We start from the raw sequence: 21,574 nt of genomic DNA, 5'->3' as shown, positions 1-21,574 counted from the left end.
CTTCCTCAATAAGTCCCGCAGTACATGCGATAAATTATCATTTATAGCAATGCATAGCCTGTCAGATGAGCATTTTGATAAGATGGATAGCGGTCACGATTATGCTTATGCCGGATATCACGAGTGCGACTATCATTCCGCGGCGGTTTGATTTGCGTATCTCTAGCTCTTTTGCTTTTTCGATGTAGTCGAGAGTTTCGCCGTTTATGAATGCGAGTATCTCACGCTGGGTCTGGATATCGTGTTCGGATTTGATAGCTTCCATTTTATGGAATGACATAAACGTGAATACCGAAAGCGCTCCCGCCAGTACTGCACCGATGACCATGCCGATCATTCCGAAGTTTTCAAAAATCGGGGTGACAACAGCCATCAGCAGGAACAGCCCGATGACACCGCACCATTCTGCGCGTTTGAGTGCAGATGCGTCTTTGTTGTGGATAGTGTTTTTCATAGTTTCAACATCTCCTTTGATAAGTTCATCGAGGGACACGCCGAAGAGGTCACTGAGGATAAGCAGACTGTGAACATCGGGGTAATTCTTTTCGGTCTCCCAATTCGAGATCGTCTGTCGGCTGACATAGGCTTTCTCGGCGAGAGTTTCCTGTGACCAGCCCTTTTCTGTGCGCAGTCTTTTTATAGTTTTGCTGAGTTCCATTCGGATGCCCTCCTTTCCTTGGGTCTGTACTTATCATAACAGATGTGGGTGCAGATTTCTACCAAAAGCGCTTGACACCGCGTAAAAACGCGTGTCAAAAGTGTTTGACAGGGGATTTGTATAAGTATATGATATAGTATCGGGATGGATATGTCAAGGGCGATGATAAAATTCATTTTTAATTTGAGAAAAAAACATTCGGATGGTGTATACTATTATAATGGTGTGTCATTTAAGGGTAATAAAAAGGCGCATCAATGTATTGTAATAAGTAAACAAAAATCACGGTTTGCGACGCGAAAATTTCTACACATAAAAACGGATAAATTTTCCCAAAACCCTTGCAAAATAGGGAAACGTAGTGTATAATAATACTTGCGTGACTGCACAGTGTATCTAAAATGGATACACAAATGATATGCGATGAAACGGAAGGTTGCTGACAGTAGGTCAGGTAATTTCCGTGGAGTATGTCCGATTTTAAACCGGGCGGCTGTAATACCGAGCACTGTATGTGTTATGCTTCTTGCGAGGGAGCTGTGGGATATCCTGCGCTCTTTTAGCTTAATGCATGACCTTGTGCCTGTTTTTCGGTCCGGGAGCCTGCTTGCAGGTCTCGGGATTTTTTATAAGATAAGCAGGGAACACACGGTAGAGTGTAGATTGAGAAAAATATCTCACAGGTACTACGGATAGTCTTACAAGCCTGTCAATTGCACAAGTGATTGAGCATTTGACAAAATGAAAAGTCGATCGTTTGTGCAATTGACTGAGGCTTGGTCAAAGACTTGCCCCTAAAACAATTTTTATATTGCTGTAAGGAGGCGATTTAAGTGGCAGTCAATGAGAAGATGAGGATCAAGATCAAGGGCTATGAGCACGCTGTAGTTGACAGCGCAGCTGCAAAGATCGTTGAGGCGGTTAAGCGTTCAGGCGCACAGGTTTCCGGACCTATCCCGCTGCCTACCAACAAAGAGGTAGTAACGATCCTGAGAGCTGTACACAAGTACAAGGACAGCCGTGAGCAGTTCGAACTGAGAACTCACAAGAGACTCATAGATGTTATCAGACCCACCAAGGAGACGATATCTACTCTTGAGAACCTTGAGCTTCCCGCCGGCGTAAACATCGTTATGGAGGTCAAGTAATCTCCAAATGAGACCGACCCATATGGGTCTCAAAAAACGAGGTTTTAGCAGGTCATGTCGGTAGATACCGACCAATAACCATAAGGAGGAAAAATCATGCAGAAGGGAATCATCGGTAAGAAGATCGGTATGACACAGATCTTCGATGAAGCAGGAAAGATCGTTCCTGTAACAGTTGTTGAAGCAGGTCCCTGCGTAGTTGTTCAGAAGAAGACCGTTGAGAATGACGGTTACGAGGCTGTACAGCTGGGTTATGGCGAGATCAGAGCCAAGAGAGTAAACAAGCCTCTCCAGGGTCACTTCAAGAAAGCTGACGTTGCAATGAAGAGAACTCTTAAGGAGTTCAGACTGGCTGATATCTCAGCTATCAACGTTGGTGACATTGTAAAAGCAGACGTTTTCGCTGAGGGCGACGTTGTTGATGTCAGCGGCACCAGCAAGGGTCACGGTTTCAGCGGCACTATCAAGCGTCACAACGGCCACAGACTTAAGGAAACTCACGGTACAGGTCCTGTACACAGACATGCAGGTTCCTACGGCGCTTGCTCCGATCCTTCAAGGATCTACAAGGGCAAGAAGATGCCTGGTCAGTACGGTAACGTAAAGGTAACTGTTCAGAATCTGACAGTTGTCAAGGTTGACGCAGAAAATAATCTTATCGCTATCAAGGGCGCTATCCCCGGTCCTAAGAACGGAACAGTGACCATCTGCGACAGCGTTAAGAAGAAGGCTTAGTGGAAGGAGGAGTTAATATGTCAAAAATCGCAGTAGTTGATATGACAGGCAACAAGGTAGCTGACACTGAGCTGAAGGATACTATATTCGGTATCGAGCCTAACAAGGCACTTATGCACGCAATGGTAGTGAATTACCTGGCTAACCAGAGACAGGGCACACAGTCCACCCTCACCAGAACTGAGGTACAGGGCGGCGGTAGAAAGCCTTGGAGACAGAAGGGTACCGGTCACGCAAGACAGGGCTCCATCAGAGCTCCTCAGTGGGTACACGGCGGTATCGCTCTTGGTCCTAAGCCCAGAGATTACAGCTATTCGCTGAATAAAAAGGAGAGAAGACTTGCTATGAAGTCTGCTTTCTCCACTAAGGTCATCGACAACAACCTCATCGTTGTTAACGAGATCGAGACCAAGGAGTATAAGACCAAGGTTATGGTCGATATGCTCAAGGCTATCGGCGCTGAGGGCAAGGCTCTCATCGTAACTGCTGATGTTGATGCAAAGGTAGTTAAGAGCGCTGCAAACATTCCCGGTGTCAAGACAGCTACCGTAAACACACTGAACGTTTACGATATCCTGAACTACGATAAGTTCATCGTATCTTCGGAGGCTGTAAAGAAGATCGAGGAGGTATACGCTTAATGAAAAATGCTCACGATATTATCATAAAGCCTATCATCACCGAGGACTCTATGGACAGACTCGCTGATAACAAGTACACCTTCCAGGTTGCTAAGGACGCTAACAAGATCGAGATCGCTAAGGCTATCGAGGAGATCTTTGATGTTAAGGTTGCTAAGGTAAACACCATCAGCGTTAAGGGCAAAGAGAAGAGAATGGGCAGATACACTGGTTTCCGCCCTGACTGGAAAAAGGCTATCGTTACTCTTGAGGGCGAAAAGACCATCGAATTCTTCGACGGTATGTACTAATTTCCCCTGAAACGAACGGCAGGTGAGAACCTGTCGGGAGACTTCGGAAAAGCTCATATTCAAGAGTTCCCGCGGGACTCCGTAAACACCGAGGATAACGCGGAAAGGCTTTGCGAGGCGGCGAGGACCGCTTTTGATACGACCGCAAAGCGTAGGTATGGAAGGGTGCTTGGCTAAATGCTTTGACCTTTTCGCAAAACCATATTAAGGAGTGAATTATAATGGCAATAAAGACTTACAAGCCCACGACTCCCGGTAGAAGAGGCATGACTGTCATCGACTATTCCGGTCTGTCTAAGGTTGAGCCTTGCAAGTCCCTTCTCGAACCTCTGAAGAAGAATTCGGGAAGAAACAGCTACGGTAGAATCACTGTTCGTCACAGAGGCGGCGGAGTTAGAAGAAAATACCGTGTAATTGATTTTAAGAGAAACAAGCTCGATATGAACGCTACTGTTCTGACTATCGAGTACGATCCTAACAGATCTGCATTCATCGCACTCGTTCAGTACGAGGACGGTGAGAAGAGATACATCATCGCACCTAACGGTCTTGCTGTTGGCGATGTTATCAGAGCAGGCGCTGATGCTGATATCAAGCCCGGCAACGCTCTGACACTGGCAGATATCCCTGTTGGTACTTTCATCCACAACATTGAGCTGTATCCCGGAAAGGGCGCTCAGCTCGTTCGTTCCGCCGGTAACATGGCTCAGCTGATGGGCAGAGAAGGCGCTTACGCTCTCGTAAGACTTCCTTCAGGCGAAATGAGAAAGATATCTGTTAACTGCATGGCTACAATCGGTCAGGTAGGTAACATCGACCACTCTAACGTAAACATCGGTAAGGCAGGTAGAAAGCGCCACATGGGCTGGAGACCTACCGTAAGAGGTTCCGTAATGAACCCCTGCGATCACCCTCACGGTGGTGGTGAAGGTAAGTCACCTGTTGGTCGTCCTTCTCCTGTTACCCCCTGGGGTAAGCCTACTCTGGGTTACAAGACCAGAGCTAAGCACGCTCGTTCCGATAAGTTTATCGTAAAGCGCAGAAACGGCAAATAACCTGAAAGGAGGACGATGATAAATGGGCAGAAGTGTTAAGAAGGGTCCTTACGTTCAGGAGGCTCTTTATAAGAGAGTAGTTGCTATGAACGAAGCAGGCGAGAAGAAAGTCCTCAAGACATGGAGCAGAGCTTCCACGATCTTCCCTGACTTCGTAGGTCATACATTCGCAGTACACGACGGCAGAAAGCACGTGCCTGTATATGTAACCGAGGATATGGTAGGTCACAAGCTTGGTGAGTTCGCTCCCACAAGGACCTACAAGGGCCACGCAGGCTCCAAGACCTCGAACAACGGTAAGAAGTAATTAAGGAGGATCAGACATGGAAGCAAAGGCTATACTGAGAACAGCTCGCATTGCTCCTCGTAAGGTACAGATCGTCCTTGATCTTATCAGAGGTAAGGATTACGAAGTCGCAATGGCAACTGTTAAGAACACACCAAAGGCTGCAAGTGAATATCTGGAGAAGCTCCTCAAGTCCGCAGCTGCAAACGCAGAGAACAATCACAACATGGACAAGAACAACCTCTATGTTTCTGAGTGCTACGTTTGCCCCGGACCTATCATGAAGAGGATCATGCCCAGAGCTCAGGGCAGAGCATATAGAATTCTGAAGAGAACATCTCACATCACTGTTGTTCTCAAGGAAAAGGATTAAGCTGAAAGAGGAGGTAAACTATGGGCCAGAAAGTTAATCCGCACGGACTTAGAGTCGGTGTGATAAAGAATTGGGATTCCCGCTGGTTTGCAGATAAGAGCACTTTCGGCGACACTCTGGTTGAGGACTACAACATTCGTAAGGATATTATGAAGGACCTCAACAGAAGATCCAAGAACCCCGCTGACAAGTGCGTTTACGCAGGCGTTCCCAAGGTTGAGATCGAGCGTTTTACCGGTAAGGACGGCGCTCAGAAGGTTAGAATACACATTTACTGCGCTAAGCCCGGTATGGTTATCGGTAAGGGCGGCACTGAGATCGACAAGCTTCGCGAGAGCATCGAGAAGAAGATCGGCAAGAGCGTTGCTATCAACATCGTTGAGGTCAAGAACCCCGACATCAACGCTCAGCTGGTAGCTGAGAAGATCGCTCACGATCTGGAGGACAGAATCTCCTTCAGAAGAGCTATGAAGCAGTCCATCGGCAGAGCTATGAAGCTCGGCGCAAAGGGTATCAAGGTAAAGGTAAGCGGTAGACTTGCCGGTGCCGAGATCGCTAGAAGCGAGAGCTACCACGAGGGTACTATCCCGCTGCAGACCATCAGAGCAGATATCGACTACGGTACTGCTGAGGCTCACACAACTTACGGTCGTCTGGGCATCAAGGTATGGATCTACAGAGGCGAAGTTCTCAAGGGCGAAGTTGCTGCAAGCGACAGACGCGATGTAAGCGACAAGAACGATAAGAAGCGCAGACCTCGCAGAGACGACAGGTCTAAGGATAACCGCAGAGACTTCAACAAGGCTCGCGGTATGAAAAGAGAAGGAGGTAACGCATAATGCTGCTTCCAAAGAGAGTTAAGTTCAGAAAACAGCACAGAGGTCGTATGACCGGTAAGGCACTAAGAGGAAACAAGGTTTCCTACGGTGATTTCGGTCTTCAGGCTCTTGAGCCCGCATGGATCACCTCTAACCAGATCGAGGCTGCCCGTATCGCTATGACAAGATACATCAAGAGAGGCGGTCAGGTTTGGATAAAGATATTCCCTGATAAGCCTGCAACAAGAAAGCCCCTCGGTACCCGAATGGGTAAAGGTAAGGGCGCTCCCGAGTACTGGGTAGCTGTTGTTAAGCCGGGCAGAGTAATGTTCGAGATCGCAGGTGTTCCCGAGGAGACTGCTAGAGAGGCTATGAGACTCGCTATGCACAAGCTCCCTATCAAGTGTAAGTTTATAGTAAAAGAAACGGGTGGTGAGCAGTAATGAAGGCTAATGAGATCAAGGAAATGACCGCAGACGAGCTTAACACCAAGCTCGCTGAGCTTAAAGAAGAGCTGTTCAATCTTCGTTTCCAGCACGCTGTGAACCAGCTGGAGAATCCCAAGAGACTTCAGGCTGTGAAGAAGGACATTGCTCGTGTTAAGACATTCATTCGTAAGCATGAGTCCGAAGCTCAGTAATAAAGGAGGAGGATCACTGTGAGCGAAAGAAATCTGAGAAAAACCAGAGTCGGTACTGTTGTATCGAATAAGATGGATAAGACAATCGTTGTTGCCATCAAGGATAACGTTCAGCACCCTCTGTACAAGAAGATCATCAAGAAGACTGTTAAGCTGAAGGCACACGATGAAAACAACGAGTGCGGTATCGGCGATACAGTAAAGGTAATGGAGACAAGACCTCTTTCCAAGGATAAGAGATGGAGACTTGTCAACATCATCGAAAAGGCTAAGTAATACATTTATGAGTGCAAGGTACTTTGGCAGAGCGGTTGCCGCTTCTGCCGCGGTACTGAGTCCCAGTGATTTGAAAGGAGGAGCGCTTCAATGGTACAGATGCAGACTTACCTGAAGGTTGCAGATAACTCCGGTGCTAAGGAGCTTATGTGCATCCGTGTTCTCGGCGGTACGAGAAGAAAGTATGCTAACATCGGTGACGTTGTAGTTTGTTCTGTTAAAAAAGCAACACCAGGCGGAGTTGTTAAGAAGGGCGATGTAGTTAAGGCTGTCATCGTTCGTTCAGCAAAGGGTCTGAGAAGAGCGGACGGTACTTATATCCGCTTCGATGAGAACGCTGCTGTAATAATCAAGGAAGACAAGAATCCCAGAGGTACACGTATATTTGGACCTGTGGCTAAGGAACTGAGAGATAAGGATTATATGAAGATCCTGTCCCTGGCTCCCGAAGTTCTGTAATGGAGGTGTCGTTGAAATGAATAAGGTACACGTTAAAACCGGCGACACAGTCGTTATCCTGTCCGGTAAGGACAAGGGCAAGCAGGGTAAGGTACTTCAGGTTGCCCCCAAGGAAGGCAAAGTAATCGTTGAGGGTCTCAACGTTGCAAGAAAGCACGTTAAGCCCAGAAACGCTCAGCAGCAGGGCGGTATCGTTGATGCTGAGGCAGCTATGTACGCTTCCAAGGTAATGGCAGTTTGCCCCAAGTGCGGCAAGCCCACAAGAGTAGCTCACAAGTTCCTGGAAGATGGAACTAAGGTAAGAGTTTGCAAGAGCTGCGGAGAAGAATTCTAAGAAGGAGGAGTTAAACTATGTCAGCAAGACTTAAAGAACAGTATGTTAGCACAGTAGCTCCTGAACTGATGAAGAAATTCGGCTACGCTAACGTAATGCAGATCCCTAAGCTGGATAAGGTAGTTATCAACGTCGGCTGCGGCGCTGATAAGGATAATAAAAAGGTCATCGATGCTATCATGACCGATCTGGCTGCTATAACCGGTCAGAAGCCCATCGTTTGCAAGGCTAAGAAGAGCGTTGCTAACTTCAAGCTGAGAGATGGACAGATCATCGGTGTTAAGGTTACACTGAGAGCGGAGAAGATGTATGAATTCGTTGACAGACTGTTCAACGTTGCATTCCCCCGCGTAAGAGATTTCAGAGGTATCAACCCCAATTCCTTCGACGGCAGAGGTAACTACTCCACCGGTCTGAAGGAGCAGCTGATCTTCCCTGAGATCGAGTATGATAAGATCGACAAGGTTAGAGGTATGGATATCAACTTTATCACTACCGCTAAGACCGACGAAGAAGGCAAGGAGCTGCTCAGACTGATGGGCGCACCTTTCGCTGAGAAGTAATGAGGAGGATACGTTAAAATGGCAAAGAAGGCTATGATAAATAAGCAGCAGGCTGCTCCTAAGTATTCCACTCGTGCTTATAACAGATGCAAGATCTGCGGCAGACCCCATGCATATCTGAGAAAGTTCGGCGTTTGCCGTATCTGCTTCAGAGAGCTGGCTCATGACGGTCAGATCCCCGGCGTTAAGAAGGCAAGTTGGTAAGAAGGAGGTAGGCACAATGCAGATTACAGATACTATTGCAGATCTGTTAACAAGAATACGCAATGCTAGCACTGCTAAGCATGCGACTGTCGATGTACCTGCATCTAACATGAAGAAGTCTATCACACAGATCCTCGTTGATGAGGGCTATGTTAAGAACTTCACCGTTATTGAAGACGGCAAGCAGGGTATCATCAGGATCACTCTCAAGTATGATGAGAACAGAAATTCCGTTATAACAGGGCTGAGAAGAGTTTCTAAGCCCGGTCTGAGGATCTACGCAAGCTGTGAGGATATGCCTAAGGTTATCAAGGGTATGGGTATCGCAATCGTATCCACTTCCAAGGGCGTTATCACTGACAAGAAGGCAAGAGAGCTGAATGTCGGCGGCGAAGTCCTCGCATTTGTATGGTAATAAGGAGGGCTGAGAAATGTCAAGAATAGGATTGAAGCCCATTACTGTTCCCGCAGGTGTAGAGGTAAAGGTTGCTGATGGCAACGTTGTTACAGCTAAGGGTCCCAAGGGCACACTTACAAAAACATTCCACAAGGATATGATAATAAAGGTTGACGGCAGCACTGTTACTGTTGAGCGTCCTTCTGAGGATAAGCTCCACAAGAGTCTGCACGGTCTGACCAGAACACTCGTAAACAACATGGTTGAGGGTGTTGCAAACGGTTTCTCTAAGAAGCTCGAGATCGTTGGTGTTGGTTACAGAGCACAGAAGCAGGGCAAGAACCTGGTTATGAACCTGGGCTTCTCTCATCAGGTTACTTTTGCAGAGACTGACACTATCAAGATCGAAGTTCCCGATCCCAACCACATCGTTGTATCGGGCTGCGACAAGCAGGAAGTAGGTCAGTTTGCTTGTGAGATCCGCGAGAAGCGTCCCCCCGAGCCTTATAAGGGTAAAGGTATCCGCTACGAAGGCGAGTACATTATCCGTAAGGAAGGTAAGGCCGGTAAAGGCGCTAAGAAGTAATAAAAGGAGAGAATCACTATGGTTAAAAAGCTTGACAGAGCTAAGGCTAGAATCAAGAGACATCAGAGAATCCGCAACAAGATCAGCGGTACTCCCGAATGCCCTCGCCTCAACGTATTCCGCTCCTCTAAGCATATATATGCACAGATCATCGACGATGTTAACGGCGTAACACTGGCTTCCGCTTCCTCTATGGCTAAGGGCTTCGAGGGCAACGGCGGCAACAAGGAAGGCGCACGTAAGGTCGGCGAGATGATCGCAGAAGCTGCTAAGGCAAAGGGAATTGAAAATGTCGTATTCGACAGAGGCGGTTTCCTTTATCACGGCCGTGTGCAGGAGCTTGCAGACGGTGCCCGTGAAGGCGGACTTAAATTCTAAGGTAGAGGAGGAAATACAATGGCTTTAATAGATGCTTCAAAGATCGAAGAGCTGCAGGAAAAGGTCGTAGCAATTAACAGAGTATCCAAGACTGTTAAGGGCGGCCGTATCATGAAGTTCTCCGCACTTGTAGTAGTTGGCGACGGCAACGGAATCGTTGGCTTCGGCATCGGTAAGTCGGGCGAAGTTCCCGACGCTATCAGAAAGGCTATTCAGGACGCTAAGAAGAACCTGGTCAAGATCTCCCTGAAGGGTACAACAATCCCTCACGAGATCGTTGGTAAGTTCGGCGCAGGTGAGGTTCTCCTCAAGCCCGCCGCTCCCGGTACAGGTATCATCGCAGGCGGCACTGTGAGAGCAGTGGTTGAAGCAGCCGGCATAAGAGATATCAGAGCAAAGTCGCTTCGCTCTAACAATCCTTACAATGCAGTAAGAGCAACAATCAACGGTCTGACCAGCGTAAGAAGCGCTGAGGCTATCGCTGAACTGAGAGGCAAGACTGTTAAGGAAATATTTGAATAAGGAGGATAAACAGTATGGCTAACCTGAAAATTCAGCTGACTAAGAGCCTGAGTGGCAGAAGCGAAAAGCAGATCGCCACTGCAAATTCTCTTGGTCTGAGAAAAATCGGGGATACGACCGAGCAGCCCGACAACGCTTGTACACAGGGCAAGATCAAGCTGGTATCCCACCTTATTAAAGTAACCGAAGCGTAAGCAGGGAGGTGCGACAACATGAAGCTTCACGAATTATCACCTAATCCCGGCGCAGTAAGAGACGTTAAGCGTGTGGGCAGAGGTCACGGTTCAGGAAACGGTAAGACTGCAGGTAAGGGTCACAAGGGCCAGAAGGCTAGATCCGGCGGCAGCATCAGACCCGGCTTCGAGGGTGGTCAGACCGCTCTTGCAAGAAGAATTCCTAAGCGTGGATTCAATAATATATTCGCAACTAAGTATGCGATCATCAATGTTTCTGATCTTGAAAAGTTCGTTGACGGAACAGTAGTTGATACTGAGCTCCTCAAGGCATCGGGCATCATCAAGAAGGAGATGGATGGAATTAAGGTTCTCGGCAACGGAGAGCTCACCAAAAACCTTACCGTCAAGGCTGCTAAGTTCTCAGCAGCAGCTAAGGAGAAAATCGAAAAGGCAGGCGGGAAGGCTGAGGTGATGTAATTGTGATAGAGACATTTCGTAATGCCTGGAAGGTTCCGGAATTAAGAAGAAAGCTTCTATTTACATTTTTCATCATCGTAATATACAGAATAGGCGGTTCCGTACCGGTCCCCTATCTCGATTCTGCAGCACTGAACACATGGTTCCAGGGCAGCAAAGATTCAGGTGACTTCTTCAGTTACCTGAACGTCCTCTCGGGCGGTAACTTCTCAAAGGCAACACTGATGGCTCTGTCCGTTGGTCCTTACATCAACGCGCAGATCATCATTCAGCTGCTGACCTACGCTCTTCCTCCTCTGGAGAGACTCTCCAAGGAAGGCATGGAAGGCAGAAAGACTCTGAACAAGATCACCAAGTACACAGCACTTGGTATCGCACTGTTCCAGGGCTGGGCTTACTACAGAACTCTGATGAACGTTGACGGTCAGCAGATAGTACTGTACACAGGTCAGACCTTTGAGAGATACTTCACTGAAGTCATCATTATCCTCTGCTTCGTAGCAGGCGCTTCGCTGACTATCTGGCTGGGCGACAGGATAAATGAAAAGGGCATCGGTAACGGTGTTTCCATGCTGCTGTTTGCAGGTATCATCGCAAGAGGTCCAGACGCAGTTCTCGGTCTCTTCGAACTGATGAAGACAGGCGAGGCTAAGAATATGATCCTTGTTCCTATCATCATCGTGGTATTCATCCTCATGATCGCATTCATAATCTTTATGAACAATGCCGAGAGAAGAATACCGATACAGTATGCTAAGCGAGTTGTAGGCAGAAAGCAGTACGGCGGACAGAACACATTCATCCCGATCAAGATCGCGATGAGCGGCGTTCTCCCCATCATCTTCGCGATGAGCTTTATGTCTATCCCCGCAACACTCAAGCTTTTTACAGGCGAGCCTAAGTCAGGCACATTCTATTATAACCTGCTGAAATGGTTTGAGTATACACATCCGTTCTACGCTTCTCTGTACTTCGTTCTCATAATCGCGTTCAACTACTTCTATGTAAGTATGTCATATAACCCGATCGAGATCGCTAATAACCTCAGACAGAACAACGGCGGCGTACCCGGTATAAGACCCGGTAAGCCTACCAGCGACTACTTCCAGAAGATCCTCAGTAAGATCACTCTGGTGGGAGCTGTGTTCCTGGGTATAATCGCTATCTTCCCTATCATATTCACTGTTATAACCAAGATGAATATTGCAATGGGCGGTACTTCTATACTCATCGTTGTAAGCGTTGCGCTTGAAACAGCAAGAACTATGGAATCTCAGATGATGATGCGTCATCACTCGGGCTTCCTGAAATAATCAATTCCGATCGAGAAAGGGGTAAGACTAATGAACAACATCATTCTTTTGGGCGCTCCCGGTGCCGGCAAAGGCACTCAGGCAGAGAACATCTGCAAGGAGCTGAACATTCCTACCATTTCCACAGGCAATATGCTCAGAGCTGCTGTTAAGGCAGGTACAGAGTATGGTCTGAAGGCGAAGGCAGCTATGGACGCAGGCGCACTTGTTTCCGATGATATCGTGATCGGTATCTTGAAGGACAGAATTGCTGAGCCTGACGCACAGAATGGCTTCATTCTCGACGGTTTCCCCAGATCTGTTCCTCAGGCCGAGGCTCTGGACGCTATGGGCGTTCAGATCGACAAGGTCATTGAGATAGATGTTGCTGATGAAACTATTCAGCAGAGACTTTCGGGCAGAAGAGTTTGCCTCGACTGCGGTGCTACCTACCACGTGGAATTCAAACCCTCTAAGGTAGAAGGCGTATGCGATGTATGCGGCAAGCCTATCGTTATCCGTAAGGACGATGAGCCCGAGACTGTTAAGAGCAGACTGGACACATATCATAAAACAACCGAGCCTCTCAAGGGTTACTACGAGAAGCAGGGCAAACTCACCTCAGTAAAGGGCCGCGAAACTGTTGAAGAGACATCTGCAGCAGTTATGGCAGTTCTCAAAGGTTGAGACTTATAGAAAGCGCGATATAAATGATATGTATTAAATCCAATAAGGAACTTGAAAAGATGCGCAAGGCTGGTCTTATAACAGCAGGCGCACTTAAGGCAGCAGGTGAAGCACTCAGACCGGGCATGACTACTCATGAACTGGACAAAGTGGTAGAGAAGTACATTCTCTCCCACGGTGCTAAGCCGGGATTCAAGGGTTACGGCGGGTTCCCCGCTGCAGCCTGCATATCCGTGAATGACGAAGTTATCCACGGTATCCCCGGCAGCAGGAAGATCCTCGAAGGCGATATAGTTTCCGTTGATACGGGAGCTTTCGTGGACGGATATCACGGAGATTCCTGCAAGACATTTGCCTGCGGCAAGATCTCAGACGACGTTCAGGCACTTCTGGATTCGACCGAGCAAAGTCTTTATGAGGCTATCAAAATGGTGAAGCCCGGCGTAAGGATAGGCGACATCGGTGCCGCTATACAGAAGTACAACGAAGACAGAGGTTTTTCAGTCGTCAGAGAATATTGCGGACACGGTCTGGGAAGAGATCTTCATGAAGATCCCGAGGTTCCCAATTACGGCAAGGCAGGCCACGGCGTAAGGCTTCAGGCAGGCATGGTGATCTGCATCGAACCTATGATAAACATGGGCGGCGCAGGTATCAAGGTATTGCCCGATGGCTGGACAGTCAAGACCCTTGACGGTAAATGGTCCGCACATTTTGAACACACTATCGCTGTTACTCAGGACGGCTGTGTAATACTCAGCAGACTGTGATGACAGATTGTGTTATACAGGTCGGTTCACTGGTTTGGGCGCTGGCAGGCCGTGAGAAAGGCTCCTGCTTTGTTGCAGTGGGAGTAGACGGCGGCTTTGTGTATATCGCGGACGGCAGACACCGAAAAGTCGGCAGTCCGAAGAAGAAAAACATAAAGCACATTTCACCTGCGGACGCACCGTTATATACGGGTGATCTGACTGACAAGAAGTTAAGACGGCTGATCTTTCGGTACCTGACCCATACCGATCGGCAGCAGACAAGACCTTAGAGTGGGGAGGTTTTTTAATGTCGAAAGAAGATGTACTTGAAGTTGAGGGAACGGTCGTTGAGGCACTGCCTAATGCGACTTTCCAAGTTGAACTCACAAACGGTCATAAAATTCTTGCTCATATTTCGGGTAAGCTGCGTATGAATTACATTCGTATCGTGCCCGGTGATAAGGTCACAGTCGAGATGTCGCCTTATGACTTGACAAAGGGAAGAATAACCTGGAGAGCTAAGTAAGCAAAGCGGTTGCTGCAACGGCTTTCCCTTATACGTATGAGAGCCGAGAGGCTCGGATAATCGAAGGAGGTATTTCAATGAAAGTAAGACCTTCAGTTAAGCCTATCTGCGAAAAGTGCAAGATCATCAAGAGGAAAGGCAAGATCATGGTTATCTGCCAGAATCCTAAGCACAAGCAGCGTCAGGGCTAACAAACCAATAATGGAGGTGCAGCTAAATAATGGCTCGTATTGCTGGTATAGACCTGCCCAGAGATAAGAGAATTGAAGTCGCTCTTACCTACGTTTACGGCATTGGTCAGAAGACTGCTACTAAGATCATCAAGGAAACAGGCGTTGATCCCGACGTAAGAGTTAAGGATATGTCTGAGGATGACGTAGCTAAGCTTCGTGAGTATATAGATCACAACCTGACTGTTGAGGGCGACCTGAGAAGAACAGTTGCTCTGAACATCAAGAGACTGACAGAGATCGGTTGCTACAGAGGCCTTCGTCACAGAAAGGGCCTGCCCGTTAGAGGACAGAGAACCAAGACGAACGCTAGAACTCGTAAGGGTCCTGTTAAGACCATCGCTAACAAGAAGAAGTAAGGGAGGGTATGAAGCATGGCTCAGGCTAAGAAGAAGACGACTGTACGTCGCCGTCGTGAAAGAAAGAACATTGAACAGGGACAGGTTCATATCCAGTCCACATTCAACAACACCATCGTTACCATCACTGATATGCAGGGCAACGCAATTTCTTGGGCTTCCGCAGGCGGACTCGGTTTCAGAGGCTCCAAGAAGTCTACTCCCTTCGCTGCTCAGACAGCCGCAGAGACTGCTGCAAGAGCTGCTAAGGAGCACGGTCTGAAGGTCGTTGAGGTATTCGTTAAGGGACCCGGCGCAGGCAGAGAAGCTGCTATCAGAGCGCTGCAGTCAGAGGAGCTGGAAGTAAGACTTATCAAGGACGTTACTCCTATCCCTCACAACGGTTGCCGTCCCCCCAAGAGAAGAAGAGTGTAATCATAAGTTATTTGAGTTTGCAGTTTAACTCAAAGTCGGGTAAAGCAGCATAGGCATAAGACTTAAAGCCCGATATCAAATTAGAAAACGGAGGTCATTAAAATGGCAGTAAACAGAGAACCAATACTCAAGAGATGTAAGTATCTTGGCATCAGCCCCATGGTTATGGGCGTTGCTAAGGAAACTAAGCGTGACCCCAACGCTAACAAGCGTAAGAAGGTATCCGAGTACGGTCTTCAGCTGAAGGAAAAGCAGAAGCTGAGATTCATCTACGGCGTACTGGAGAAGCAGTTCCATCACTATTTTGAGATCGCTCAGAAGATGGAAGGTCAGGCAGGTACTAATCTGCTGACAATACTCGAGTCCAGACTCGACAGTGTTGTTTTCAGAATGGGTCTGTCTATGACCAGACGTGAGGCTAGACAGCTGGTCGTTCACGGTCACTTCCTCGTAAATGGTAAGAGAGTTGATATCCCCTCTTACAGGATCAAGGCCGGCGACGTTATCTCCCTGAAGGAGAACAGCAAGAAGAGCCCCAAGTTCAAGCAGATCATCGAGACTACTGCTGGCAGAGTAGTTCCTACTTGGCTCGATATGGACAAGGAGAACCAGACTGCTAAGGTAGTTCGTATGCCTGTTAAGGAAGACCTCGATTACGAGATCGAGGAACACCTGATCGTAGAGCTGTATTCCAAGTAATAAGTGTAAGGTTCTCGGTGCGCTGTACCTGTTTATGGTACAGCCCCGCAGAAACTGCATGAAATCTGGAACTTTCGGACACATTACAATTCATGTTTGAATACAGGAGGGTTACTAATGCTTGAAAAGATAGAAAAGCCAAAGATCGAAACGCCTGAGCTCAAAAGCAACGGAACATACGGCAAGTTTATTCTCGAGCCTCTGGAGCGCGGCTATGGTATAACTCTCGGAAACAGTCTGAGACGTGTACTGCTCTCCTCTTTACCCGGTGTAGCTGTTACTTCTGTAAAGATCGACGGTGTACACCACGAACTCTCAACAATACCCGGTGTTAAGGAAGATGTCACTGAGATAATCCTTAACCTCAAGGGTCTGACTGCAAAGCTTTACGGTGAGGGTCCCAAGACTATCTACATTGAAGCTGAAGGCGAATGCGTTGTTACCGCAGGCGACATCAAGGCTGATTCCGAAGTAGATATCCTGGTTCCCGATATGCACATCGCAACACTGGGCGCAGGCGCTAAACTGTATATGGAGATCACTATCGACCGCGGCAGAGGCTACGTTTCTGCTGAGAAGAACAAGTCTCTTATGCAGAATGCACCCATCGGCATCATTGCTGTAGACAGTATCTATTCGCCGGTATTAAAGGTAAACTACACTGTTGATAATACCCGTGTAGGACACATTACCGACTTTGACAAGCTCACGCTGGAGGTATGGACTGACGGTACTATATCTGCCAAGGAAGCTGTTTCAATGGCAGCCAAACTCCTCAACGAGCATCTTAATCCTTTCGTTGATCTCTCCGAAGAGACCAACGTTGTGGAACTTATTGTTGAAAAGGATGATCAGGGCAAAGAAAAGATCCTTGAGATGACCATTGAGGAACTTGACTTATCCGTGCGTTCATTCAACTGTCTGAAGCGCGCAGGCATCAACACAGTCAACGATTTGATCGAAAAGTCAGCAGAAGAAATGATGAAGGTTCGTAACCTCGGTAAGAAGTCATTCGACGAGGTTCGTGAGAAGCTTCATTCACTGGGCTATGAGCTCAATTCTGAGGAAGATAATTAATGTAAGGAGTGAAAATCTATGCCAGGCACAAGAAAGCTGGGAAGGACCAGTGACCAGAGAAAAGCTATGCTGAGAGCTATGGTTACTTTCCTTCTGGAAAACGGTAAGATTGAAACAACTGTAACCAGAGCTAAGGAAGTTGCTGCTATGGCCGAGAAGATGATAACTCTCGGTAAGGCAGGCGATCTCCATTCCAAGAGACAGGTATTCGCTTATGTAACTAAGGAAGCTGTCGCTAAGAAGCTCTTTGATGAGATAGCACCTAACTACGCAGACCGTAAGGGCGGTTACACCAAGATCATCAAGATCGGACCCCGCCGCGGTGACGCTGCTGAAATGGCTATCATACAGCTGGTTTAATATACTAACCATAAAGACCGTACCTCAAGGTGCGGTCTTTTTTATTGCTGTAAATAATAATTTATCCAATGTACAGCGGATTCTGCTGGGGAAAACCTTTCTGAAGAAAGGTTATTCCCCAGACCCCTTTCGAAAGACTTTCATTTCTTTTTGGCAGGGGGCAGCTATTTTCCGAAAGTTTGGTTAGTAATCTTACAATTTTAACTTTATAAAGATAACTGCCCCCTGCCAAAAAGAGTTAAAAATTTTCGGGGAAGGAGTTTGAGGAGGAACCTTTTGAAAAAGGGTCCTCCTCAATAAAAACTCGCACTCCTTGTGATAGATCATTGTATGAGGCAATAAAAAATCGGTGAGTACCATGTACTCACCGATCAATGTTTAAATTAGATCATTGAATCTTCCCAGCAAGCAGGAGCTTCGATACCGAATATCTTGAGAACGGTAGGAGCAACGTTTGCAAGACCGTACTTCTCGCTGTCAGCGTCCTTGATCTCGTACTTATCCTTGCTTACGATGAAGAAAGGAACACGGTTCAGGGAGTGAGCTGTTCTTACGTTGATCTCACCCTTCTTATTCTTCTCCAGCATCTCGTCAGCGTTGCCGTGGTCAGCTGTGATGAGAACAGTGTAGCCGTACTCTTCGCAAACCTTCAGCAGTCTTGTCAGACCCAAGTCAACGGACTCAACACCGATGATGGTAGCGTCCATAGAACCTGTGTGACCAACCATGTCGCCGTTAGGGAAATTGCATCTGATGAAGTCATACTTCTCGCTCTTGATAGCTTCGATGAGGTCATCGGTTATCTCAGCGGACTTCATCCAGGGTCTCTGGTCGAAAGAAACCTTATCGGAAGGAATCTCTTTCCAAACCTCGGAAGCGAACTTTTCACTTCTGTTGCCGTTCCAGAAATATGTAACGTGACCGTACTTCTGGGTCTCGGATACAGCGTAGGACTTCAGACCTGCCTTCTCCAGAACTTCGCTCATGGTATCCTTGATCTCGGGAGGATTTACGAGGTACTTGTTGGGGATGTGGAGGTCGCCGTCATATTCCAGCATACCTGCATAGATAACATCAGGCTTAACGCCTCTGTCGAAGTAGTTGAACTCGTCGCCTGCGTCGAATGCCATAGAAAGCTCGATAGCTCTGTCGCCGCGGAAGTTGAAGAGGATAACGCTGTCGCCGTCAACGATCTTGCCAACGGGTGCGCCGTTCTCAGCGATAACGAATGCAGGAAGATCCTGGTCGATAGCGCCTGTCTCGTTTCTGAGAGTCTCAACAGCTTCAAGAGCGTTTGCAAACTGTCTGCCTTCGCCCTTTACGTGAGTTTCCCAGCCAAGCTTTACCATATCCCAGTCAGCCTGATATCTGTCCATGGTGACCTTCATTCTTCCTCCGCCGGAAGCGATCTTAGCATCGAATGTAGCGTCATTCAGCTCAGCCATGCACTTTTCAAGATCTTCGATATAAAGGGGAGCGCTGGTAGCGGGAACATCTCTGCCGTCCAGGAGTACGTGTACTCTTACCTTAGCAGCACCCTGCTCCTTAGCCTTAGCGATCATCTTCTTCAGGTGGGAGATGTTGGAGTGAACGTTACCGTCAGACAGCAGACCGATGAAGTGCAGAGTGCTGTTCTTTGTCTTAACGTTGTTTACCAGCTCGGTCCATGTAGCGGAAGCGAACATCTTGCCGCTCTCGATAGACTCGTTAACGAGCTTAGCACCCTGAGAATAGATCTGACCGCAGCCCAGTGCGTTGTGACCAACCTCAGAGTTACCCATATCGTCATCGGTAGGCAGACCAACTGCACTGCCGTGAGCCTTCAGAGTGGTGTAGGGGCACTCTTTTCTCAGTCTGTCCAGTGTGGGAGTGTTAGCCTCGGTAACAGCGTCACCGAGATGTGTAACGGAGATGCCGATGCCATCCATTACAACGAGAACGATTTTTTTGTTAGACATAATAAATACGTCCTTTCTATTTTAGATGTTTGTATAATAAACCTTATGATTTATTACCGTATCAATATCTGCTTGCTCAGTCGAGATCGGAGAATCTCTGTCTGCAAACGGCATAAGCCATCAGCATGAAGATAAATGCCGCAAGGTTCGCCCAGCCGCAGTATTCCATAATGCGGAAATGTGCCTGGGTAAAGGCTTTGACATCAGCGCCAAGTTCAGCCGCCGATCTCACCGATTTTGAGAACAGCAGTCTTGAAACAATGGTAGATGCAGGAAGCATAAGGAAGGACAGTACGCCGATAAGCTTCGGGTCCATATCCTTATCCATCATCAGTTTAAGCAAGAACCAGAATATAAAGTAGAGTATAACGCCGCCCAGAAGTACGGCAGCAAGTGTCATGTCGGGATTGTTTGCGGGGACTTCGCTGATATCTATATTATAGAATTTTATCAGTGCATCGTCATAAAATGCGGGACGAAAGATCAACAGTACAGTTATAAAAAACATATAGATGACTTCGGATACTACCGAAAGAGTCATAAGTCTGCGCAGCAGCCTGCTTCTTTTCATTTTTACACACCTCATGAATAATATCAAACGGCGGATATTTACCGCTGAATATACTTGTTGCAAGAATTTCCCCAAATTCCCCAATTACTCTATGAAAAAAGGGAGCGGGCTCGCCCGCCCCCCGATGTGTTTACTGTATCAGAGATATTAGCCGTTTACTGCAGCCTGTACGATGGTGTTGAAGTCAGCAGCCTTGAGGGAAGCGCCGCCGATAAGACCGCCGTCAACGTTCTCCTTGCTGAGCAGCTCAGCAGCGTTGCCTGCGTTCATGGATCCGCCGTACTGGATAGTTACTGCCTGAGCGGTAGCCTCGTCATAGAGCTTAGCAAGTGTAGCTCTGATGAATGCGCAAACTTCCTCAGCCTGATCAGCAGTAGCAGTCTTGCCTGTGCCGATAGCCCAAACAGGCTCGTAAGCGATAACAGTCTTCTTAACGTCCTCATCAGAAACGTCGAAGAGGTCAAGCTTGATCTGACGAGCGATAACTTCCTCAGTGATGTTGCACTCACGCTCCCAGAGCAGCTCGCCAACGCAAACGATAGGCTTCAGACCTGCAGCCAGAGCAGCCTTTGTTCTCTTGTTAACAGTCTCGTCGGTCTCGCCGAAGTACTGTCTTCTCTCGGAGTGACCGAGAACAACGTACTCAACGCCCAGCTCAGTCAGCATATCAGCAGATATCTCACCTGTGAAAGCGCCGCTCTTCTCGAAGTGAACGTTCTCAGCGCCTACCTTTACGTTAGAACCTGCGGTAGTATTAACAGCAGTCTCCAGATTGGTGAAAGGTACACACGCGATGACCTCGACCTTACCCTCAGCGTTTGCTACGAGGGGCTTGATAGCTTCCAGAAGCTCCTTAGCCTCAGGACGGGTCTTGTTCATTTTCCAGTTGCCTGCAATGATAGCTTTTCTTACGGATTTCTTCATTTTAATTACTCCTTTGTATTGAAAAAATAAGATAAAAACCTACATCATCAATTATACAACAATAGCGGTTCAATGTCAATGCTTACGGATAAAATTTTAACAATTGGTGAGGGTTGGAAACCGTAAATTTGCGGAAATAGCCAAAGAAAAGAGCTTTGGCTCAAGTCTTTCGCGAAAGGCTTGCGGGGAGCCACAGTCAGCAAAGCTGACTGTTAAGGGCAGAGCCCTCGCATCAAGGTGCAAAACCATCGTGACAATGGTGCTGTAATAGCACAGCAAACTAACGTCCAAATAGGGCGCGGGCAATAATAAACGATACGAGCGTATGCAAACGTATGCCACCGCACAAACTATCCGCGTGAATATTGCCCGCGCCCGAAATCGGACAGCAAAGCGAATCCGATTTCTCGCCCCGTCAGGGGCGACCTTGGCTACCGCAGTACTTCCGATAAGCTGACGGCACTCTGTTGTGTTTATTCTCCGACGATGCTATCACCCTTAAAATCGGACTTTGCAAGTATAGTCGAGAGTTTGCTGTTTGCGATAGTTGGCGAGTTTTCGCCCATCGTTCCTCGGGGCGAGTCATCGGATTCGCTATCGCTGTCCGATGACGGCGCGACAATATTTTCCGCACATAGAAAGAGCGTGGACATTTGTATTGTCCACGCTCGATTTTTTGATATTGCCGCGCCTGTTTGACAGGGCGGGT

Annotated in this window: 37 protein-coding genes; 32 read left to right on the top strand and 5 right to left on the bottom strand. The window is 47.7% G+C overall.

All coding sequences use genetic code 11. From position 1 onward, the window contains the following. Positions 1-61: 61 nt before the first annotated feature. Positions 62-658, bottom strand: coding sequence for a helix-turn-helix domain-containing protein (locus tag BM265_RS09895; protein WP_074961410.1), 597 nt, complete (start codon positions 656-658; stop codon positions 62-64). Positions 659-1,491: 833 nt separating this feature from the next. Here BM265_RS09895 and rpsJ point away from each other — a divergent pair. The 32 genes from rpsJ (at position 1,492) to rplQ (ending at position 17,412) form a co-directional block, all read left to right on the top strand. Beyond that, complete coding sequence (gene rpsJ, locus BM265_RS09885) at positions 1,492-1,806, top strand: 30S ribosomal protein S10 (protein WP_013496799.1); 315 nt, start codon at positions 1,492-1,494, stop codon at positions 1,804-1,806. A gap of 96 nt (positions 1,807-1,902) precedes the next feature. After that, a complete protein-coding gene (gene rplC / locus BM265_RS09880) occupies positions 1,903-2,541 on the top strand; it encodes a 50S ribosomal protein L3 (RefSeq protein WP_074829213.1) in 639 nt (212 codons plus the stop codon). 17 nt (positions 2,542-2,558) lie between these two features. Next, positions 2,559-3,182, top strand: a complete 624-nt coding sequence (gene rplD / locus BM265_RS09875) for a 50S ribosomal protein L4 (RefSeq protein ID WP_074961407.1) — start codon at positions 2,559-2,561, stop codon at positions 3,180-3,182. Then, a complete protein-coding gene (gene rplW, locus BM265_RS09870) occupies positions 3,182-3,472 on the top strand; it encodes a 50S ribosomal protein L23 (protein WP_024858068.1) in 291 nt (96 codons plus the stop codon). Before rplD ends, rplW begins: the two co-directional genes overlap by 1 nt. 221 nt (positions 3,473-3,693) lie before the next feature. After that, positions 3,694-4,527, top strand: coding sequence for a 50S ribosomal protein L2 (rplB, locus tag BM265_RS09865; RefSeq protein WP_074961405.1), 834 nt, complete (start codon positions 3,694-3,696; stop codon positions 4,525-4,527). Positions 4,528-4,549: 22 nt separating this feature from the next. Continuing rightward, positions 4,550-4,834, top strand: a complete 285-nt coding sequence (gene rpsS, locus BM265_RS09860) for a 30S ribosomal protein S19 (RefSeq protein ID WP_002847829.1) — start codon at positions 4,550-4,552, stop codon at positions 4,832-4,834. Between the two features lie 16 nt (positions 4,835-4,850). Next, complete coding sequence (gene rplV / locus BM265_RS09855; protein WP_074829218.1) at positions 4,851-5,186, top strand: 50S ribosomal protein L22; 336 nt, start codon at positions 4,851-4,853, stop codon at positions 5,184-5,186. 20 nt (positions 5,187-5,206) lie between these two features. Then, complete coding sequence (gene rpsC / locus BM265_RS09850) at positions 5,207-6,025, top strand: 30S ribosomal protein S3 (RefSeq protein ID WP_074961403.1); 819 nt, start codon at positions 5,207-5,209, stop codon at positions 6,023-6,025. Next, on the top strand, positions 6,025-6,447 hold the full coding sequence (gene rplP, locus BM265_RS09845; protein ID WP_013496806.1) for a 50S ribosomal protein L16: 423 nt from the start codon (positions 6,025-6,027) through the stop codon (positions 6,445-6,447). The genes rpsC and rplP overlap by 1 nt, the downstream gene beginning before the upstream one ends. Continuing rightward, the gene (gene rpmC / locus BM265_RS09840; protein WP_002847971.1) at positions 6,447-6,644 is read left to right on the top strand and encodes a 50S ribosomal protein L29; all 198 of its coding nucleotides are present in this window, start codon (positions 6,447-6,449) and stop codon (positions 6,642-6,644) included. Before rplP ends, rpmC begins: the two co-directional genes overlap by 1 nt. An 18-nt stretch (positions 6,645-6,662) precedes the next feature. Beyond that, positions 6,663-6,920: a 30S ribosomal protein S17 gene (rpsQ, locus tag BM265_RS09835; protein WP_013496807.1), complete on the top strand. Its 258-nt coding sequence runs from the start codon at positions 6,663-6,665 to the stop codon at positions 6,918-6,920. A 90-nt stretch (positions 6,921-7,010) separates the two neighbouring features. Further along, positions 7,011-7,379, top strand: a complete 369-nt coding sequence (gene rplN / locus BM265_RS09830) for a 50S ribosomal protein L14 (protein ID WP_002847897.1) — start codon at positions 7,011-7,013, stop codon at positions 7,377-7,379. 16 nt (positions 7,380-7,395) lie between these two features. Further along, positions 7,396-7,713: a 50S ribosomal protein L24 gene (rplX, locus tag BM265_RS09825; RefSeq protein WP_024858065.1), complete on the top strand. Its 318-nt coding sequence runs from the start codon at positions 7,396-7,398 to the stop codon at positions 7,711-7,713. 17 nt (positions 7,714-7,730) lie between these two features. Then, on the top strand, positions 7,731-8,276 hold the full coding sequence (gene rplE, locus BM265_RS09820) for a 50S ribosomal protein L5 (RefSeq protein WP_074961401.1): 546 nt from the start codon (positions 7,731-7,733) through the stop codon (positions 8,274-8,276). 18 nt (positions 8,277-8,294) lie between these two features. Continuing rightward, a complete protein-coding gene (locus BM265_RS09815; RefSeq protein ID WP_002847856.1) occupies positions 8,295-8,480 on the top strand; it encodes a type Z 30S ribosomal protein S14 in 186 nt (61 codons plus the stop codon). A 16-nt stretch (positions 8,481-8,496) separates the two neighbouring features. Beyond that, positions 8,497-8,895 carry a 30S ribosomal protein S8 gene (gene rpsH, locus BM265_RS09810; protein ID WP_024858063.1) on the top strand — a complete coding sequence of 133 codons (399 nt, stop codon included), beginning with the start codon at positions 8,497-8,499 and terminating at the stop codon, positions 8,893-8,895. 16 nt (positions 8,896-8,911) lie between these two features. After that, the gene (gene rplF, locus BM265_RS09805; RefSeq protein ID WP_074961399.1) at positions 8,912-9,463 is read left to right on the top strand and encodes a 50S ribosomal protein L6; all 552 of its coding nucleotides are present in this window, start codon (positions 8,912-8,914) and stop codon (positions 9,461-9,463) included. Positions 9,464-9,481: 18 nt separating this feature from the next. After that, positions 9,482-9,841, top strand: a complete 360-nt coding sequence (rplR, locus tag BM265_RS09800) for a 50S ribosomal protein L18 (RefSeq protein WP_024858061.1) — start codon at positions 9,482-9,484, stop codon at positions 9,839-9,841. Between the two features lie 18 nt (positions 9,842-9,859). Further along, a complete protein-coding gene (gene rpsE, locus BM265_RS09795; RefSeq protein WP_013496812.1) occupies positions 9,860-10,363 on the top strand; it encodes a 30S ribosomal protein S5 in 504 nt (167 codons plus the stop codon). A 14-nt stretch (positions 10,364-10,377) separates the two neighbouring features. Next, on the top strand, positions 10,378-10,557 hold the full coding sequence (gene rpmD / locus BM265_RS09790; RefSeq protein ID WP_013496813.1) for a 50S ribosomal protein L30: 180 nt from the start codon (positions 10,378-10,380) through the stop codon (positions 10,555-10,557). A gap of 18 nt (positions 10,558-10,575) precedes the next feature. Next, complete coding sequence (gene rplO / locus BM265_RS09785) at positions 10,576-11,016, top strand: 50S ribosomal protein L15 (protein ID WP_074961396.1); 441 nt, start codon at positions 10,576-10,578, stop codon at positions 11,014-11,016. 2 nt (positions 11,017-11,018) lie between these two features. Then, on the top strand, positions 11,019-12,329 hold the full coding sequence (secY, locus tag BM265_RS09780; RefSeq protein ID WP_074961393.1) for a preprotein translocase subunit SecY: 1,311 nt from the start codon (positions 11,019-11,021) through the stop codon (positions 12,327-12,329). A gap of 30 nt (positions 12,330-12,359) precedes the next feature. Next, a complete protein-coding gene (locus BM265_RS09775) occupies positions 12,360-12,995 on the top strand; it encodes an adenylate kinase (protein WP_074961391.1) in 636 nt (211 codons plus the stop codon). A 23-nt stretch (positions 12,996-13,018) separates the two neighbouring features. Beyond that, positions 13,019-13,765 (top strand): type I methionyl aminopeptidase, encoded by a 747-nt coding sequence (gene map / locus BM265_RS09770; protein WP_074961389.1) that lies wholly within the window; start codon positions 13,019-13,021, stop codon positions 13,763-13,765. Further along, the gene (locus tag BM265_RS09765; RefSeq protein WP_074829246.1) at positions 13,765-14,037 is read left to right on the top strand and encodes a KOW domain-containing RNA-binding protein; all 273 of its coding nucleotides are present in this window, start codon (positions 13,765-13,767) and stop codon (positions 14,035-14,037) included. Before map ends, BM265_RS09765 begins: the two co-directional genes overlap by 1 nt. Positions 14,038-14,054: 17 nt before the next feature. After that, positions 14,055-14,273, top strand: a complete 219-nt coding sequence (gene infA, locus BM265_RS09760) for a translation initiation factor IF-1 (RefSeq protein ID WP_013496819.1) — start codon at positions 14,055-14,057, stop codon at positions 14,271-14,273. Positions 14,274-14,350: 77 nt separating this feature from the next. Next, entirely contained in the window at positions 14,351-14,464 is a 114-nt protein-coding gene (gene rpmJ, locus BM265_RS09755; RefSeq protein WP_002847757.1) for a 50S ribosomal protein L36, read from the top strand. A gap of 29 nt (positions 14,465-14,493) precedes the next feature. After that, positions 14,494-14,862, top strand: coding sequence for a 30S ribosomal protein S13 (rpsM, locus tag BM265_RS09750; protein ID WP_013496820.1), 369 nt, complete (start codon positions 14,494-14,496; stop codon positions 14,860-14,862). 15 nt (positions 14,863-14,877) lie between these two features. After that, complete coding sequence (rpsK, locus tag BM265_RS09745; protein WP_002847929.1) at positions 14,878-15,276, top strand: 30S ribosomal protein S11; 399 nt, start codon at positions 14,878-14,880, stop codon at positions 15,274-15,276. A 102-nt stretch (positions 15,277-15,378) separates the two neighbouring features. After that, the gene (rpsD, locus tag BM265_RS09740; protein WP_013496821.1) at positions 15,379-15,975 is read left to right on the top strand and encodes a 30S ribosomal protein S4; all 597 of its coding nucleotides are present in this window, start codon (positions 15,379-15,381) and stop codon (positions 15,973-15,975) included. Positions 15,976-16,092: 117 nt separating this feature from the next. Beyond that, positions 16,093-17,052, top strand: a complete 960-nt coding sequence (locus BM265_RS09735) for a DNA-directed RNA polymerase subunit alpha (protein ID WP_013496822.1) — start codon at positions 16,093-16,095, stop codon at positions 17,050-17,052. Positions 17,053-17,070: 18 nt separating this feature from the next. Continuing rightward, on the top strand, positions 17,071-17,412 hold the full coding sequence (gene rplQ, locus BM265_RS09730) for a 50S ribosomal protein L17 (RefSeq protein WP_074961387.1): 342 nt from the start codon (positions 17,071-17,073) through the stop codon (positions 17,410-17,412). A 383-nt stretch (positions 17,413-17,795) separates the two neighbouring features. Here rplQ and gpmI read toward each other — a convergent pair whose 3' ends face one another. The 4 genes from gpmI to BM265_RS19735 all read right to left on the bottom strand — a co-directional run bounded on the left by gpmI (position 17,796) and on the right by BM265_RS19735 (position 21,518). Beyond that, complete coding sequence (gene gpmI / locus BM265_RS09725) at positions 17,796-19,370, bottom strand: 2,3-bisphosphoglycerate-independent phosphoglycerate mutase (protein ID WP_074829251.1); 1,575 nt, start codon at positions 19,368-19,370, stop codon at positions 17,796-17,798. A gap of 76 nt (positions 19,371-19,446) precedes the next feature. Next, complete coding sequence (locus tag BM265_RS09720) at positions 19,447-19,941, bottom strand: hypothetical protein (protein ID WP_074961386.1); 495 nt, start codon at positions 19,939-19,941, stop codon at positions 19,447-19,449. Between the two features lie 147 nt (positions 19,942-20,088). Next, a complete protein-coding gene (gene tpiA / locus BM265_RS09715; RefSeq protein ID WP_074961384.1) occupies positions 20,089-20,865 on the bottom strand; it encodes a triose-phosphate isomerase in 777 nt (258 codons plus the stop codon). A gap of 473 nt (positions 20,866-21,338) precedes the next feature. Next, the gene (locus tag BM265_RS19735) at positions 21,339-21,518 is read right to left on the bottom strand and encodes a hypothetical protein (protein WP_143098706.1); all 180 of its coding nucleotides are present in this window, start codon (positions 21,516-21,518) and stop codon (positions 21,339-21,341) included. Between the last annotated feature and the right edge of the window lie 56 nt (positions 21,519-21,574).

Source organism: Hominimerdicola alba, from assembly GCF_900112155.1.
Taxonomy (GTDB): domain Bacteria; phylum Bacillota; class Clostridia; order Oscillospirales; family Ruminococcaceae; genus Hominimerdicola; species Hominimerdicola alba_D.
This window is presented reverse-complemented; position numbering and strand designations above follow the sequence as displayed.